Genomic DNA, 16,463 nt, shown 5'->3' on the forward strand with positions numbered 1-16,463 from the left:
CGGTCTCCTGGCCATCCCCGCTGGCCCCGGCGCCGGGCTGGGTCGGCGGGGCGTCGTGATCCTGGAAGTCCTGGTCCTGGCTCACGGCGCCTACCTCTTGGCGGTCGGGGTGCGGGTGGAGGTGGAGCCGGTGGTGCGGGGCTCCTCGGATCGGCCGGTGGTCGCGGCCGCGGTCGTGGCGGCCGGGCGCTGCTCCTTGGCCGGGGTCGCGGTGGCGCCGAGGCCGAGCGCCTCGAGCTTGCGGGCGATCTCGTCGCCGCGGTCGGCCTTGGCCGGCAGGTCGGCCAGCCGTCCGAGATGGCTCGTGCCGATCGGCTCGAGCGTGAGGTACTTGTCGACCGCGCCCTGGAGCCGGTCGGGTCGGGTCAGCAGCTGCCACTCCGCGCGCAGCACCGCGATCGCGTCGCGCTCCTTGCGCAGGCGGGTCTTCAGCTTGGCGACCTGCTCGGCCTGGTAGAGCGTGTCGTACTTGATCGAGTAGGCGTAGATGGCCGAGGCGATCAGCCCGGCGATCGCCGCGAGGTGCAGGAGGCGGATCACCGGCGCCCTCCCCTTGTCTGGGTCTCGGGCAGGGAGGCCAGGGCCTCCAGCACCGTCAGCGGCGGCGGTGCCGGCGCCTCGGTGCGCTCGCCGGCCCGCAGCTTGGCCGAGCGGGCGCGGGGATTGGCGTAGGCTTCGGCCTCGCCGGCGGCGACCGGGCCCTTGGTGGCGAGGGTGAAGCTGCGGGGAGCCGGCTGCGAGGCCATCGGCAGGTGGCGCGAGGCCGCCACCGCCCGGCCGCTGCGGGCCGAGAAGAACTGCTTCACGATGCGGTCCTCGAGCGAGTGGAAGGTCACCACCGCGAGGCGCCCGCCCGGACGCAGGGTGCGCTCGGCGGCGTGGAGCGCCCGCTGCAACTCCCCGAGCTCGTCGTTCACCGCGATGCGGAGGGCCTGGAAGGTCCGGGTCGCCGGGTGGATGCCGCTGCCGGGCTCCGCCCGCACGACGCCGGCGACGATCTCCGCCAAGGCCGCCGTGGTCTCGATGCGGCCGCGCCGGCGTGCCTCGATCAGCGCGCGGGCGACAGCCCGGGCCCGGCGCTCCTCGCCGTAATGGTAGATCACGTCGGCGAGCGCGGCCTCGGAGGCGTCGTTGACGAGATCGGCGGCGCTCTCGCCGGCCCGTTCCATCCGCATGTCGAGGGGGCCGTCGAACCGGAACGAGAAGCCGCGCTCCGCCTGGTCGAGCTGCATCGACGACACGCCGATATCGAGGACGACGCCGTCGGCTTGCGCGAAGCCGTGGTCGCGGGCGATCGCGTCGAGGTCGCCGAAGCGGCCCTGGACCAGCACGAGGCGCCCGGCCTCCCGCTCGACCAGCGCCTGGCCGGCGGCGATCGCCGTCGGGTCGCGGTCGATGGCGAGCACGCGGTTGCCCGGATTTGCCGCCAGGATCGCCTTGGTGTAGCCGCCGGCTCCGAAGGTGCCGTCGATCACCGCCGCCGGAGCCTCGCCGGGGCGAAGGGCCTGCAGGACCTCGGCGAGCAGGACCGGGATGTGGGGGGCGGCCTCGGTCACGACAGGCACCCCGACACGGACTTGCACCCCGACACGAACTTGCACCCCGACAAGGACTTGGCCGCGCGGCCCGGCGAGACGGCGGCAACGCTCGCGCGGCGGGCGCGCAGTGACGCGTGACGATCCATGGTGCTCCGCTGTCCGCACGAGCCGGGCCGAGGCCGGCCGGGATCGGCGCCAGGGCGCCGCGATGCCCACGCCAGGCATCGACGCGCGACCATCACGCCTGCTCTCGCGGGCTGCGGCCGCCGATGCTGGAATCGCCGTGGACGGGATGGCTCGGGGTATCATGGGGCTCTGGGGTCGTCAACGCGAGGGCACACGCGGCGGGCAGCACCCGTCCGTGTGGCATCAGAGACCAGCAAGGTTAACGAAGGCTTGTGCCGTGCACGGGCGCCATCGAAAAGTCGAGGCGGGCGCGGCTGTTCGGCCGCGGGCGCAGGCTCACCATGGCCGTTGCCTCGCGCCCGCGCCGACTCAGCTGGGCGTGCTCTCACGCCCCGTCATCGGAATTGGGTATCAGCCGGCCTGTAAGCCGGGTTCTGTATGGCCCGAGGGATCCGCGAGGATCCCCCTGACGTGGCGGCCATTCCTCTGGGACGGCCGTTGCCGGCCGCCTCGAGCAACCAACCCGGGCGACGGGCCTGAAGAAGCCCTGCGCGATCGCTCGCGCGTGCCGCCCCTATTCGGTTTTGCTCCCGGTGGGGTTTGCCGTGCCGTCCGCGTTGCCGCGTCCGCGGTGCGCTCTTACCGCACCCTTTCACCCTGGCCGGCACGGGTCCGCGAGGACCCGCCCGGTGGTCTGCTCTCTGTGGCACTGTCCCTGGGGTCGCCCCCGCCGGACGTTATCCGGCACCGTCTCTTCATGGAGCCCGGACTTTCCTCCCCGATCCCGCGAAAGCAGGCGAACCCGCTGACGGGACCGGAGCGGCCGCCCGGCCGGCTGACGGCGCCGATGTGCGACGCCCGGGGCAGCACGTCAAGGCGGGTGCTTCCACAGGGTGCGTCCGGCGCGCGTCGCGACGACCGGGTTGCCCGGCCACAGATACTCCCTACCTGCACACGTCCAAGGCCGCCGCGAGGCGCGGCCGCGACGAACAGGAGGCGACCCGGATGAGCGAGACCATCGAGGCGGGCTGGACCCTGGAGACCGTGCAGCAGCTCAAGGCCATGGCGCAGGAGGGCATCCCGCCCTCGGTGATGAGCCTGAAGCTCAAGCGCCCGGTCACGGCGATCCACGCCAAGCTCGCCGAGCTCGGCATCACGCCGGCGGCCGGGGCATAACGATCATGACAGGGGCGGGCCTGGATCGGGCCCGCCCGCCGGTCGCTACCAGCTGCCGGTGTTCTGCATCGAGGCCCAGGGCTCCTGCGGCGGCTTGGGCCCGCCCTTCTGCAGGATCTCGATCGAGATGCCGTCCGGCGAGCGCACGAAGGCCATGTGGCCGTCCCGCGGCGGGCGGTTGATCGTCACGCCGGCCTCCTGCAGCTTCTGGCAGGTCGCGTAGATGTCGTCGACCTGATACGCCAGGTGGCCGAAGTTGCGCCCGCCGGTATACTCCTCCGGATCCCAGTTGTAGGTCAGCTCGAGCAGCGGCGACTTGGTGTCCTTGGCCCGCGCGGCGTCGCCCGGGGCGGCCAGGAACACCAGGGTGAAGCGGCCCTTCTCGCTCTCGGTGCGGCGCACCTCCTGGAGCCCGAACTTGTTGCAGTAGAAGTCGAGCGCCCGGTCGAGATCGGCGACGCGGACCATCGTGTGCAGGTATTCCATGGCACTCCATCCTTGCGTGTCGGGGCGCGCGTGTCGGGCGCCGGATCCGGCGTCGTAGCTAGGGCGCGGCCCGACCGGCGGGGAGCCCCGATCCCGCGTTGCGCTGGGGCCGGCGACGGTGCAAAGGCTCGAAGGCCCCGCCGCCCGCGCGACCGCCGAGGACCCCGCCATGCCGTCGATCGTTCGTCTCGCCGATTACCGCCCGAGCGACTACCTGATCGACCGCGTCGCGCTCGACGTGCGCCTGCATCCGACCGAGACCCGGATCACCGCGACCCTGGCGCTCCGCCCGAACCCCGCCGGCGAGCCCGGCGCGCCGCTGATCCTCGACGGCGACGAGCTGACCCTGCTGGCGATCGCGCTGGACGGCCAGCCGACCGGCCCCGGCGCGATCGAGGTCACGCCCCGCAGCCTCACCCTGCACCAGCCGCCGCAGCGCCCCTTCGTGCTCGAGATCGCCACGCAGGTGAACCCGAGCGCCAACACCAAGCTCATGGGGCTCTACCGCTCGAACGGCGTCTACTGCACCCAGTGCGAGGCCGACGGGTTCCGGCGCATCACCTACTTCCTCGACCGGCCGGACGTGATGGCGGTCTACACCACCCGGATCGAGGCCGAGCGGAGCGAGGCGCCGGTGCTGCTCGGCAACGGCAACCCGGTCGAGCACGGGGTAGCCGGCCTGACCCGCCACTACGCGGTCTGGCACGATCCCCACCCGAAGCCCGCCTACCTGTTCGCCCTCGTCGGCGGCCATCTCGGCCGGGTGGCCTCGCGCTTCACCACCATGGAGGGCCGGGACGTCGAGATCGCGGTCTATGTCGAGCCCGGCAAGGAGGACCGTGCCGGTTTCGCCCTCGACGCGGTCGCCCGCTCGATGGCCTGGGACGAGCGCAGCTTCGGCCGCGCCTACGACCTCGACGTCTTCAACGTCGTCGCCGTCTCCGACTTCAACATGGGCGCGATGGAGAACAAGGGCCTCAACATCTTCAACGACAAGTACGTGCTGGCGAGCCCCGACACCGCAACCGACGCGGACTACGCCAACATCGAGGCGATCATCGCCCACGAGTACTTCCACAACTGGTCCGGGAACCGGGTGACCTGCCGCGACTGGTTCCAGCTCTGCCTCAAGGAAGGCCTGACGGTCTTCCGCGATCAGGAATTCTCCTCCGACGAGCGCTCGCGCCCGGTCCACCGCATCGCCGAGGTGCGCACCCTCCGCGCCCGCCAGTTCCCCGAGGATGCGGGGCCGCTGGCCCATCCGGTCCGGCCGCAGGCCTATCGCGAGATCAACAACTTCTACACCGCGACGGTCTACGAGAAGGGCGCCGAGATCGTCCGGATGCTGCGCACCCTGCTGGGCCCCGAGACCTTCCGGCGCGGCATGGACCGCTACTTTGCCACCTGCGACGGCACCGCCGCGACGGTCGAGGACTTCCTTGCCGCCTTCGCGGCCGAGAGCGGGCGCGACCTGACCGCCTTTGCCCGCTGGTACGCCCAGGCCGGCACGCCGACCGTATCGGTGACGGGCACCCACGACCCGGCGGCGCAGACCTACACCCTGGCCTTCCGCCAGGGCCTGCCGCGCGTCGCGACCGAGGCGACCGCCGGGGCCGCCCGCGAGCCCCTGGTGATCCCGGTTGCCCTGGGCCTCGTCGCCCAGGGCGGCGGCCAAGGCGGTGGTGGACAAGGCGGTGATGGACGAGGCAGCGGTGGACACGTCGCGGGCGCGAGCGAGCGGGTGCGCGACGGCGTGTTCGTCCTCGAGGCGGCAGAGGACAGCCTCGTCTTCACCGGCGTCGCGGCGGCGCCGGTGCCGTCGCTGTTTCGGGGGTTCTCGGCCCCGGTGAAGGTCGAGCACGCCCTGACCCGGGACGAGCGCCTGACCCTGCTGGCGCACGATGCCGACGCCTTCAACCGCTGGCAGGCGGCCCAGAGCCTCGCCATGGAGGTGCTGGCCGGCCGCGCCCGCGCCGGGGCCCCGCTCGCCGACGAGGCAGGGCCGGACGGGACGGCGCTCACGGCGGCGCTGGCGACCTTCCTCGACGCCGAGGCGCTCGCCGATCCGGCCTTCGCCGCCCTGGTCCTGACCCTGCCGGGCGAGCAGGAGGTGGCGCAGACGATCGCCGCCGAGGTCGATCCGGACGCGATCTGGCGGGCGCGCCAGACCCTGCGGCGGCAGCTCGGCCGCGATCTCGGCCCCCGGCTGCTCGCGTTGCGCGACGCCCTGGCCGAGCCGCCCGGCGCGCCCTTCAGCCCGGACGCGGCCAGCGCCGGCCGCCGCGCCCTGCGCAACGCCGCCCTCGACCTCGTCGCGGCGGCCGATCCGGAGCAGGGCACCGCCCTCGCGCTGACCCAGCTCGACGCGGCCACGACCATGACCGACCGGCTCGCGGCGCTCGCGAGCGTGAGCCTGGTGCCGGGCGCGGCCCGGGAGGCGGCGCTCGCCCGCTTCGCCGAGACCTATCGCCACGAGCCCCTGGTGCTCGACAAGTGGTTCGCCCTCCAGGCGATGATCCCCGAGGCCGGCACCCTGGACCGGGTCCGCGGCCTGATGCGCCATCCCGCCTTCTCGCTCGGCAACCCGAACCGGGTCCGTTCGCTGGTCGCGAGTTTCAGCCTCAACAATCCGACACAGTTCCACCGGCCGGACGGGGCCGGCTACGACCTGACCGCGGAGGTGGTCCTGGCCCTCGACGGAAAAAATCCCCAAGTCGCGGCGCGGCTGCTAACTGCCTTCAATACTTGGCGGATGGTCGAGGGCGGACGCCGCCGGAAGGCCGAGGAGGCCCTCTCCCGCGTGGCCACGGCGCCGGGCCTCTCCCCCGACGTCAGCGACATCGCCGGGCGCTCGCTCGCGCCGGTGGAATAATTCTCGAACCTCTTCCCAAACGCCTGTCGCAGAAAGCGAAATCGCGCTGCGTGCAGAATCGTCCACCACTCGGATCACTGGTTAACACTTCATTTCCACGGCGCGAGGCGCTGGACAAAATGCTTGTGGAAATGCCAGATTAAGGCTCGATTCGGGGGCCTGCCGGGAACCTCCGCGGCATCTGATTTTCTGTTCCGTTGGGGGTTTGGGTATGCTGGAGGCGGATCCCGCCCCCTTCTCTGCGCGTGCCGCGACGATTCTCGGGATCAGCCGGGTTTCGAAGGCCGCGCACCAACGCCTCGCCCATGCGGAATCCTGGCTCCGGTTCGCCGTTCCGGCGATGCTGGCGGCGTTCCTGATCTGCCTCGGTACCGTCACGGCCCTGCAGCTCTCCGGCCACCGCGAGGAGGTGGTCGCCGATGCCCGTCGCGACATCGACCTGGTGGCCCGGCTGATGGCCGGGACCTTGCCGGCCTCCCTCGGCCGCTCGTTCGGCTCGGAGCCGGTGAGCGCGGCCTCCTTGCGCGAGCGGCTGGTGCGCCTGCTGCCCCCCGGCGGCCTGCCGGCCGGCCGCAGCCTCCTGCTCGTCGGCGCCGACGACGCGATCCTGGCGGTCCTGCCGGAGCAGGCCGGCCTGCCCCGCAACTTCAGCGAGTTCGTCGGCGAGGTCCAGGTGCTCGGCATCATGGGCGAGCGCGCCGGCGTGCTCCCGGTGGTGCTCGGCAACGGGGAGCGGGCCCTGGCGACGGTGCGGGCGGTCCCGGGCGGGGGACAGGTCGTGCAGGTCGCGGTGGTCCAGACCCTCGATTCGGTCACTGCCCTGTGGGCCGGGCGGGCGCGCATCGCCGCGGTGCTGGTCGGCGCCGTGACGCTGGTGGTGGTCTGCACCGGGCTCGCCTACGCGCTCCAGGCCGACCGGGCGCGCGCCGTCGACCGGGTCTGCGAGCAGGTGCGCCAGCGCCTTGACACCGCGCTCGGCCGCGGCCGCTGCGGCCTGTGGGACTGGGACATCCCGCGCGGCCGGATCTACTGGTCGGATTCGATGTACCAGCTCCTCGGCTACGTCCGGGAGCAGGAATTTCTCTCCTTTGGCGACGTGAACGGCCTCGTCCACCCGGACGATACCGATCTCTACGGCCTCGCCCGCCAGCTCGCCGCCCGCGACACCACCGTCGACCACGAGTTCCGCATCCGCGGCGCCGGCGGCGAGTGGGTCTGGCTCAAGGCCCGGGCCGAGATCGTGCAGGACCTGGAGGACAATGGCCGCCACCTCGTCGGCATCGTCATCGACATCTCGGAGCAGCGCCGCCTCGCCGAATCGACCGCCACCGCCGACATGCGCCTGCGCGACGCCGTCGAGGCGGTGTCCGAGGCCTTCGTGCTGTGGGACGCGCAGAACCGCCTGGTCCTGTGCAACTCGAAGTTCCGGCGCCTGCACGCCCTGACCTCCGACGAGGCCCAGCCCGGCCGCCGCTACGACGCCATCATGGGACGCGCCGCCCTGCCGACCGTGCGGCGCGAGATTCCCGCCGGCGAGTTCCCGGAGGCGGGAGCCCGCACCTTCGAGGCCGAGCTCGCCGACGGGCGCTGGCTGCAGATCAGCGAGCGCCGCACCAAGGACGGCGGCTACGTCTCGGTCGGCACCGACATCACGGCCCTGAAGCGGCACCAGGAGCGGCTCGTGGAATCGGAACGCCAGCTCATCGCCACCATCGCGGACCTCAAGCGCTCGCGCCGGACCCTCGAGATCCAGACCCAGCAGCTCGCGGATCTCGCCGAGCGCTACCTCGACCAGAAGGCCCAGGCCGAGAGCGCCAACCGCTCCAAATCCGAGTTCCTGGCCAATATGAGCCACGAGCTGCGCACCCCCCTCAACGCCATCCTGGGCTTCGCCGAGGTGATGGAGAGCGAGGTGTTCGGGGCGCTCGGCTCCGAGAAGTACCGCGAATATTGCCGCGACATCCGTTCGAGCGGGCATTACCTGCTGTCCGTCATCGACGACATTCTCGACATGTCGCGGATCGACGCCCGCCGGGTGAAGCTCGCCAAGCAGCCGGTGGCCGTGAGCGAGGCGCTGGAGCGCGCCCTGAAGCTGATCGCCGAGCCGGCCCGGGCCAAGGGCCTCACCGTCAGCGTCGAGATGAGCACCGACACCCTGGTGATGGCCGACGAGCGCGCCCTGCACCAGATCCTGGTCAACCTGCTGCAGAACGCCGTGAAGTTCACCCCCGAGGCCGGTCGGGTCGCGGTGCGGACGAGGCGCGCCATCGATGCGGTGCACATCTTCGTCGAGGATAGCGGCATCGGCATCCCCAAGACGGCTCTGCCGAAGCTCGGCTATCCGTTCGAGCAGGTCGAGACCAATTTCGCCCGCAGCTACAAGGGCTCGGGCCTCGGCCTCGCCATCGCCCGCTCGCTCGCCGAGCTGCATGGCGGCGGCCTGCGCATCCGCTCCGAAGAGGGCACCGGCACGATCGTCCTGGTCCGCCTGCCCCGTCCGGGCCTGAACGATGCGGCCCAGGCGCAGGAGGTGGCGGCCGAGGTCGAGGCGTAACAGCCTCCGGTTGATCGTCCCGCCCGAACCGACATTCCTCCCGGTCATTCCGGAGCCGCGACAGCGGAGCCCCGAAATCCGGACGCGCGAGTCGTTCCGAGGGAGGCGGACGGCGTTCCGCGCCCGTCTGAGCGACCTGCGCTTCTGGATCCCGGGCTCCGCCTTCGCGGTCCCGGGACCGACCTGGGAAGGCGCGTCCTCCGCCGGACGGGCTGGTCCGGGAGAGGCGCCGAGGGAAGCGGCCTACGCCGCCCGCACCGTCGTCAGGAACCGCGCCACCTCCGCCCCGAGATGCTCGGACTGGCGCGACAGCTCGGTCGCCGAGGCGAGGACGTGGGTCGCGGCGGCGCCAGTCTCCTCGGCGGCGCCGGCGACGCCCACGATGGTGCCGGTGACCTCGCCGGTGCCGGTCGCGGCCTGGGAAACGTTGCGCACGATCTCCTGGGTGGCGACGCCCTGCTCCTCGACCGCCGCGGCGATCGCCACCGTCACCGCATCGATCTCGCGGATCCGCGCCGTGATCGCGGCGATCGCCGAGACCGTCTCGCCGGTGGCGCCCTGCACCGCCGCGATCTGCTGGCCGATCTCCTCGGTCGCCCGCGCGGTCTGGGCCGCGAGTTCCTTGACCTCGGCCGCCACCACCGCGAAGCCCCGTCCGGCGGCGCCGGCCCGGGCCGCCTCGATCGTGGCGTTGAGCGCCAAAAGGTTGGTCTGGCTGGCGATCGACGAGATCAGCCCGGCGACGTCGCCGATCGTGCCGACGATGCGGCTCAGCTCGCGCACCCGGGCGCCGGTCTGGTCGGCCTCGGCCACCGCCGCCTGGGCGAGGCGGGCCGAGCCGTCGATCTGTCGGCCGATCTCCTGGACCGAGGCGCCGAGCTCCTCGGCCGCCGCCGCCACGGTGCCGACATTCGAGGCCGCCTGCTCGGCCGCGGCCGCCACCGTGGCCGATTGGGCCGCCGTCTCGGTCGCCGTCGCGGTCATCTGCCCGGCGGTCGCCTGCAGCTCGGTGGCCGAGGCCGAGACCCCGCCGACGATGCCGCCCACCGCCCGCTCGAAGCCGTCGGCCAGCGCCAGCATGGTGCGCCGGCGCTCCTCGTCCGCCGCCGCGTCGGCGATCCGCTTGATCTCGGCCTGCTCGGCCGCCTTCTGGGCCACCATCGCCTTGATCGCATCGACCGCGCGGCCGATGGCGCCGATCTCGTCGCCGCGGCGCGCCTCGGGAATCTCCGCCTCGATCTCGCCCCGGGCCATGCGCTGAAGGACGCTGACCAAGCGGCCGATCGGCCGGGTGACGCCGAGAACCGTCACGAGGCCGACCGCGAGGAGCCCGAGGATCATGCCGAGGGCGCTCAGCGCGAGCAGCTGGTGGCGGGTGGCGTTGGTCTGGTCGGTCAGGTCGTCCGAGCTCGTGGCGACGTAAGCCTCGATATCGACGGCGATCTGGTTCGATTCCCGCAGCAACTCGGGCAGGATCGGGTCGACCGTGCGGCGAAACAGCTGGAGGGCGTCCGCGTTCTTCTCCGCCACGGCCAGCTTGCGCACGGCGTCGAGCTTCGCCGTCAGCCCGTCGAGGCCGGCCGCGAGGGTGTCGATCCGCGCGAGGAACGTCGGCGCGTTGGTGCGCATGTCGGCGAGGGTGACCGGCAGGTCGCGACGCGCCTCGTCGAAGGCGGCATTCGTGCGGCGCATCATCTCCGGCTCGCTCTCCGCGATGATCCGGAACACGGCGTAGTTCAGCGTATACGTGATGCGGTTGAGGCGCCGCGCCATCGCCGGCACCCGGGCCTCGCGGACGATGAACCGGCTGTAGGCGTCGTCGATCGCACTCATGCGCCCCTGGGCGTACCAGACGCAGCCGCCGACGATGGCGGCGATCAGCGCGATCGCGGCGGTGAGCTTGTGAAGGATCTTGAGATTGGCGAGCACCGGCCAGGTCCCTTGAGGAGGCTGCTCGCGCCAGAAAGCAAGAGAATTTTTAATGCACCGTAAATCGCACCAAGGAAGGCGATAAAACCGTGCATCTCACCGAGAGGTCGCCGGGGTGATGCGGCGTTATACGAAGCACATTATTCGGTTGAGCCGTGGCGACGGGCATTGAAATCGCTGGGTCACTGGCGATCAACCGTCGTATAGCGACCGGGAACGATCAGCCACGCGCACGGCGCGGCGTGCGGCCCGCCGCTGCGATACGCCCGTGCCGCCACGTCAATGCCCGGCCGCGCCGGATGTTCCATGATCAGCAACGGTTCCGGGCGGCCTCGCCGAAGACGCGGCCGCACGCATCCACCGGCTCGTTCGCGATGCGCGCGATCCGTGCGAGCCAGGACGGCCGGCTTCTCCCGCCCCCACTCGCCAGGCTGTCCCGAAAGGGATCCCGCATCTTGCCGATGCCGGTCGGGGGGAGATCGGCTGCGCGCAAGGCCCCCTCCCGCCGGAGCGGGCTCAGCCCAGGATCGTCTCGAAGGCCTCCCGCACCCCGGCCCGGGTCTCGGCGAGCTGTGCCGCCAGCGCCGCCTCGTCGGGCTGGCCAAGGGCGGCGGCGAGGCGGGCGCGGGCGGCCGGGGGGGCGGTACGGCCGAAATCGCCCTCGACCATGAGGCGCTGCCAGTGATGGGCGTCGTCGAGGAGCCGGTAGGCGGTGACGAGGCGTCCGGCCTGGGCCCCGTCGACAAGGCCGTGGGCGCCGGCGCGCTCCAGCACGTCGGGGGCGTCGCACCCGACGAGGTCGGCATGGGTGCCGGCATGAGACAGGACCAGGGCTTGGCCCAGGAAGTCGAGGTCGAGGAGCCCGCCCGGGGCGAGCTTGAGGTCGAGGGGGCCGTGGTCGCCCTTCTCGCGCGCGACGAGCGCCCGCATCGCCCGCACCTCGCGAGCGACGGCGCTCGCGTCGCGCGGCTGGCGCAGGACCGCCGCGGCGGTCGCGTCGGCCTCCTGCCTCAGGCTCGCGTCGCCCGCGATGGCCCGGGCCCGGGTGAGCGCCATGTGCTCCCACAGGGCGGCCTCCTCGCGCCAATAGGCGGCGAAGCGGTGCCACTGATTGGCGATCGGCCCCTGGCCGCCGCTCGGGCGCAGGCGCAGGTCCACCTCGTAGAGCCGGCCGCGCCGCGTCGGCACGGTGAGCGCGCCGACGAGGCGCTGGGTCAGGCGGTTGTAGTAGACCGCCGCATCGAGGCGGCGGCGTCCGTCGCTCTCGCGATTGTCCTGGTCGAAATCGTACAGGACCACGAGGTCGAGGTCGGAATCGGCGGTGAGCTGGCGCGAGCCGAGGCGCCCGAGGCCCAGAACGGCGAACCGGCCGGCCGGCACCCGGCCGTGCTCCTCGGCGAAGGCGGCCTCGACCGCCTGGAGCGTTGCCGCGATGGCGGCCTCGGCGATGCCCGCATAGGCCCGGCCGGCGCCCGCGGGCGGCAGGATGCCGGAGAGGAGCCGGGCCCCGTTGACGAAGCGCAACTGCCGGGCGGCGTCGCGGCTGCGATCGAGAAAATCCTCGAGGTCGCGGGGCTGGCCGAGGCCCTGGCGGAACTGGACGGCCAGGGCTTCGGCCTCGGTCACCGGCGCCACGAAGGCGGGGTCGATCACCGCGTCGAGGACGTGCGGGCTGAACCCGACCGTGTCGGCGAGCCGCGGCACGGTGCCGAGGAGATCGGCGAAGAGCAGCCGCAGCCGCTCGTGCGAGCGCAGGATGGTCAGGAGCTCGACCGCCGCCGGCATCCGCCCGAAGGCGCGGTCGAGGGCGGCGAGGGCCCCGTCCGGATCGGCGGTGCCGGCGAGCGCCTGGATCAGCGCCGGCACCAGCTCGGTCAGCACCTCGCGGGCGCGCGGGCTCGTCACCGCCGGGCGGCGGCCGAAATGCCAGCCCCGCACCGTCTCGGTCGCCTGCTTGGGCTCGCGGAAGCCGAGGCGGCTCAGGGTCGCGAGCGTCGCGGGGTCGTCCTCGACGCCGGTGAAGACGAGGTCGCCGACCTCCGCCGCGAGGTCCGGCTCGGCCTCGAAGAGGAGCGCGTAATGGCCCTGGACCCGCCGCGCCTCGGCGGTCAGCGCCGCGCCGAAGGCGGCCTCGTCCGGATAGCCGAGGAAGCGAGCGAAGCGCGCCAGCTTTCCCGCCTCGTCGGGCAGGCGCTGGGTCTGCTCGTCGGCCACCATCTGCAGCCGGTGCTCGACGGTGCGCAGGAAGCGGTAGGCGTCGGAGAGCTCGTCGCGGGCCTGCGGCGTGATCCAGCCCTCGTCGTGCAGGACAGCCAGCATCTCCAGGGTGCGCCGGCCGCGCAAGGAGGGGCGCCGGCCGCCGAAGACGAGCTGCTGGGTCTGGACGAAGAACTCGACCTCGCGGATGCCGCCGCGCCCGAGCTTGATGTCGTGGCCGGCCACCGCGATGGCGCCGTGGCCGCGCACCGCGTGGATCTGCCGCTTCATCGCATGGACGTCGGCGATCGAGGCGAAATCGAAGTACTTGCGCCAGATGAACGGCCGCAGCTCGGCCAGGAACGTGTCCGCCAGCGCGAGGTCGCCGGCGACCGGCCGCGCCTTGATGAAGGCGGCGCGCTCCCAGTTCTGCCCGACCGTCTCGTAGTAGGTGTAGGCGGAGGGCAGCGACAGGGCGGTCGGGGTCGAGCCGGGATCGGGCCGCAGGCGGTAATCGACCCGGTGGACGTAGCCGTCGGCGGTGCGCTCCTGCAGCAGCTTGGCGACGGCTTGCGCGATCCGGCTGAAGAACGGCGTCGCCTCGACGCCCTCGCGCAGGGGCGCGGCGTCGGGATCGAACAGCACGATCAGGTCGACGTCGCTCGAATAGTTGAGCTCGCCGGCCCCGAGCTTGCCCATCCCGAGCACGATGAGGCCGGATCCGTCCTGGGGCCGCGCCGGATCGGCGGGGCGGAAGCGGCCGGTGCCGGCGGCCTGGACGAGGGCCGCGTCGACGGCCGCGCTCACCGATGCGTCGGCGAAATCGGAGAGCGCCGCCGTCACCTGCTCCAGCGGCCAGACGCCGCCGATATCGGCGAGCGCCACCAGGAGCGCATGGGCGGCGCGGTTGCGGCGAAGCCGCCCGGCGACGTCGCCGCCGGCAAGCCCCGCAGGGCCAGCAAGCCCCGCAGGGCCAGCAAGCCCCGCTCCCCGCTGATCGGCGAGGATCGCGGCGTTCGCCTCCTCCGGGGGGCGTTCCAGCAGGCCGGCGAGCCGGGCGGGATCGCGGGCGGCGAGCCCCCACAGGAACGGCGAGTGATCGGCGAGGCCGAGGAGGAGATCGCGGGCGGGCTCCAGCCGCGGGGCCAGATCGGGGCTCGCGGCGAGGAGCTCGTCGAGGCGGGCTTTCGCCCGCTCCGGCTCGGCCAGGCGGGGCGCCCGGGTCAGGCGCGCGGCCAACGATCCGGTCATGCCGACATCTCCCCTCCCGGGGTCTCCTTCGCGGCCGGCTCCCGGATCGCCGGCAGCCGCAGGGTCGCGCGCAGGCCGGGGGCATGGTCCTCCAGGAGGAAGCGGCCCTGGTGCAGGCGGGCGACGGCATTGACGAGGCTGAGCCCCAAGCCGAAGCCCGGCCGCGTGCGGGCGGTCTCCAGCCGCACGAACCGCTCCAGCACCCGGCCGCGCTCCGCCTCCGGTACGCCCTCGCCGCGATCGGCGACCGACAGCACGATCTCGCCGTCCTCGCGCCGGGCGGCGACGCTGACCACCGGCTCGGTCGCGCCCGCCCCGTATTTCAGGGCGTTGTCGATCAGGTTCGCCATCGCCTGTCCGATCAGCTCGCGGCTGCCGTGCAGCACCAGGCCGTCCTCGACCTCGGCCGTCACGGCGATCCCGCGCTCCTCCGCCACCGCTTCGTACAGCTCCGCGACCTCGAGGGCGACCGCCCCGGCGTCGAATTCCGCCAATCCCTCGCGCGCGTTGCCGGCCTCCAGGCGGGCGATCATCAGCAGGGCGTTGAACACCCGGATGAGGTTGTCGCTCTCCTCGATATTGGCCTCGAGCGCCGCCCGCAGGGCATCGGGGTCGCGCCCCTCGCGGAGCGCCGCGTCGGCCTTGTTGCGCAGGCGGGTGAGCGGGGTCTTGAGGTCGTGGGCGATGTTGTCGGAGACCTCGCGCATGCCGCGCATCAGCTCGCCGATGCGGTCGAGCATCGCGTTGAGGTTGCTGGCCAGCCGGTCCAGCTCGTCGCCGGTGCCGGCGAGCGTCAGCCGCCCGTCGAGGTCGCCCGCCATGATGCCGCGGGTGATCTCGGTCATGTGGTCGACACGCTTGAGCACGCGCTGGGCGATGAACCAGCTGCCGAGGAACCCGAGGCCCACCACCAGCATCAGCGACCAGGCGAAGGCGCGGCCGATCACCGCCCGCAGGCGGTCGCGCTCCTCGACGTCGCGGCCCACCAGCAGGCGGAAGCCCCCCGGCAGGGTGAAGATGCGGACGATCGCCCGGTGGTCGAGGCGGTCGCCGTCGCCGACGCGGCTATAGGCGGTCTCGGTCTGGCCGGGCTCGGCGAGGGTGCCGGCGGGCAGCGACTCGACGTTGCCGACGACGTGCTCGCCGGCCGGGGTGGTGACGAGGTAGAGCGAGGCGCCGGGCTCGCGCGAGCGGCGCTCGACCACGCTGACGAGGCGGCGGATGCCGCCGGAGGCGTACTGGTCGGACAGGCCGTTGATCTCGGCCTCGATGGTCGAGACGATCTGGTCGTCGAGGACGCGCCGGGCGTTCCAGGCGACGTAGCCGAGCGCGAAGAATGCGAAGGCGGCGAAGACCAGGAGATAGGCGAGCGACAGCTTGAACGCGGTGGTGCGGAACAGGGCGCCGAGGCGCGCCAGCAGGCCGTCGGGCGTGACGGTCGCGGGCGCGAAGCCGGCGGGCTCCGCCGCCGCCGGCCCGGTGGTGGCGTGCGGCGCGCTCACGCCTCGCCGCCGGCGCGGACCATGTAGCCGGCGCCCCGCACGGTGTGGATCATCGGGCGCTCGAAGCCCTTGTCGACCTTGGCGCGCAGGCGCGAGACGTGGACGTCGATGACGTTGGTCTGCGGGTCGAAATGGTAGTCCCAGACATGCTCGAGCAGCATCGTGCGGGTGACGACCTGGCCGGCATGGCGCATCAGGTATTCGAGCAGGCGGAACTCCCGCGGCTGGAGCGGGATCTCCTGGCCGGCCCGGCTGACCCGGTGCGACAGCCGGTCGAGCTCGAGGTCGCCGACGCGGTAGCTCGTCGTCTCGGCCCCGCCCCCGCCGCCGCGGCGGCGGGCCAGCACCTCGATCCGGGCCATCAGCTCGGAGAAGGCGTAGGGCTTCGGCAGGTAATCGTCGCCGCCGGCCTTCAGGCCCTTGACCCGGTCGTCGACCTGGCCGAGCGCCGAGAGGATCAGGACCGGCGTCTCGACGCCCTGCTCGCGCAACGACCGGATCAGCGACAGGCCGTCGAGCTTGGGCAGCATCCGGTCGACGACGAGGACGTCGTAGGCGCCCTCGCGGGCGAGCGCGTAGCCGTCGAGCCCGTCATCGGCGGTGTCGGCGACGTGGCCGGCCTCGCGAAAGGCCTTGGAGAGATAGGCGGACGCCTCGCGGTCGTCCTCGATGATCAGGAGGCGCATGTCGGGCATTCTAGGGCAGATCCTCGGCGCTCGGGAGATCTCCGACGCCGGGCTTCGTCTCCGACCGGGACGTCTCGACCGGGACGTGTCCAACCGGGATCCTGGCGCCTCGGGGGTCGGCCCCGCCCGGCGTGCCGCGGATTGGGA

General features: G+C 72.6%; 10 protein-coding genes and 1 other RNA gene. 3 read left to right on the forward strand and 8 right to left on the reverse strand.

Annotated features, from left to right (window positions below):
- Positions 1-90: 90 nt before the first annotated feature.
- From ftsL to rnpB, 3 genes are all read right to left on the reverse strand, one after another.
- Positions 91-540 carry a cell division protein FtsL gene (gene ftsL / locus FF100_RS18610; RefSeq protein WP_139037176.1) on the reverse strand — a complete coding sequence of 150 codons (450 nt, stop codon included), beginning with the start codon at positions 538-540 and terminating at the stop codon, positions 91-93.
- A complete protein-coding gene (gene rsmH, locus FF100_RS18615) occupies positions 537-1,556 on the reverse strand; it encodes a 16S rRNA (cytosine(1402)-N(4))-methyltransferase RsmH (protein WP_139037177.1) in 1,020 nt (339 codons plus the stop codon). The genes ftsL and rsmH overlap by 4 nt, the downstream gene beginning before the upstream one ends.
- 515 nt (positions 1,557-2,071) lie before the next feature.
- An RNA gene (gene rnpB, locus FF100_RS18620) (RNase P RNA component class A) lies at positions 2,072-2,503 on the reverse strand.
- A 166-nt stretch (positions 2,504-2,669) separates the two neighbouring features.
- Here rnpB and FF100_RS37165 point away from each other — a divergent pair.
- Positions 2,670-2,840 carry a hypothetical protein gene (locus FF100_RS37165; RefSeq protein ID WP_171070243.1) on the forward strand — a complete coding sequence of 57 codons (171 nt, stop codon included), beginning with the start codon at positions 2,670-2,672 and terminating at the stop codon, positions 2,838-2,840.
- A gap of 45 nt (positions 2,841-2,885) precedes the next feature.
- On the opposite strand, the gene gloA is transcribed toward FF100_RS37165, so the two are convergent.
- Positions 2,886-3,326, reverse strand: coding sequence for a lactoylglutathione lyase (gene gloA, locus FF100_RS18625; protein WP_139037178.1), 441 nt, complete (start codon positions 3,324-3,326; stop codon positions 2,886-2,888).
- A 169-nt stretch (positions 3,327-3,495) separates the two neighbouring features.
- Here gloA and pepN point away from each other — a divergent pair, with 169 nt between their 5' ends.
- Both pepN and FF100_RS18635 read left to right on the forward strand, forming a co-directional pair.
- Positions 3,496-6,198, forward strand: coding sequence for an aminopeptidase N (gene pepN / locus FF100_RS18630; RefSeq protein WP_139037179.1), 2,703 nt, complete (start codon positions 3,496-3,498; stop codon positions 6,196-6,198).
- Between the two features lie 211 nt (positions 6,199-6,409).
- Entirely contained in the window at positions 6,410-8,752 is a 2,343-nt protein-coding gene (locus FF100_RS18635) for a PAS domain-containing sensor histidine kinase (protein WP_139037180.1), read from the forward strand.
- 243 nt (positions 8,753-8,995) lie between these two features.
- On the opposite strand, the gene FF100_RS18640 is transcribed toward FF100_RS18635, so the two are convergent.
- From FF100_RS18640 to FF100_RS18655, 4 genes are all read right to left on the reverse strand, one after another.
- Positions 8,996-10,585 carry a methyl-accepting chemotaxis protein gene (locus tag FF100_RS18640; RefSeq protein ID WP_139037286.1) on the reverse strand — a complete coding sequence of 530 codons (1,590 nt, stop codon included), beginning with the start codon at positions 10,583-10,585 and terminating at the stop codon, positions 8,996-8,998.
- 612 nt (positions 10,586-11,197) lie between these two features.
- Entirely contained in the window at positions 11,198-14,128 is a 2,931-nt protein-coding gene (locus tag FF100_RS18645) for a bifunctional [glutamine synthetase] adenylyltransferase/[glutamine synthetase]-adenylyl-L-tyrosine phosphorylase (RefSeq protein WP_139037181.1), read from the reverse strand.
- Positions 14,125-15,549 carry a sensor histidine kinase gene (locus tag FF100_RS18650; protein ID WP_246102170.1) on the reverse strand — a complete coding sequence of 475 codons (1,425 nt, stop codon included), beginning with the start codon at positions 15,547-15,549 and terminating at the stop codon, positions 14,125-14,127. Before FF100_RS18650 ends, FF100_RS18645 begins: the two co-directional genes overlap by 4 nt.
- A gap of 77 nt (positions 15,550-15,626) precedes the next feature.
- Entirely contained in the window at positions 15,627-16,316 is a 690-nt protein-coding gene (locus tag FF100_RS18655; protein ID WP_139037183.1) for a response regulator transcription factor, read from the reverse strand.
- Positions 16,317-16,463 lie beyond the last annotated feature (147 nt).

Origin of the sequence: Methylobacterium terricola (assembly GCF_006151805.1) — a bacterium.
Taxonomy (GTDB): Bacteria; Pseudomonadota; Alphaproteobacteria; order Rhizobiales; family Beijerinckiaceae; genus Methylobacterium; species Methylobacterium terricola.

What these genes read in the sequence shown, in the direction of transcription:
- pepN (WP_139037179.1), top strand. Translation starts at nt 3,496, where the DNA reads ATGCCGTCGATCGTTCGTCTCGCCGATTACCGCCCGAGCGACTACCTG.
- FF100_RS18640 (WP_139037286.1), bottom strand. Translation starts at nt 10,585, where the DNA reads ATGAGTGCGATCGACGACGCCTACAGCCGGTTCATCGTCCGCGAGGCC.
- FF100_RS18655 (WP_139037183.1), bottom strand. Translation starts at nt 16,316, where the DNA reads ATGCGCCTCCTGATCATCGAGGACGACCGCGAGGCGTCCGCCTATCTC.
- FF100_RS18635 (WP_139037180.1), top strand. Translation starts at nt 6,410, where the DNA reads ATGCTGGAGGCGGATCCCGCCCCCTTCTCTGCGCGTGCCGCGACGATT.
- FF100_RS18645 (WP_139037181.1), bottom strand. Translation starts at nt 14,128, where the DNA reads ATGACCGGATCGTTGGCCGCGCGCCTGACCCGGGCGCCCCGCCTGGCC.
- FF100_RS37165 (WP_171070243.1), top strand. Translation starts at nt 2,670, where the DNA reads ATGAGCGAGACCATCGAGGCGGGCTGGACCCTGGAGACCGTGCAGCAG.
- gloA (WP_139037178.1), bottom strand. Translation starts at nt 3,326, where the DNA reads ATGGAATACCTGCACACGATGGTCCGCGTCGCCGATCTCGACCGGGCG.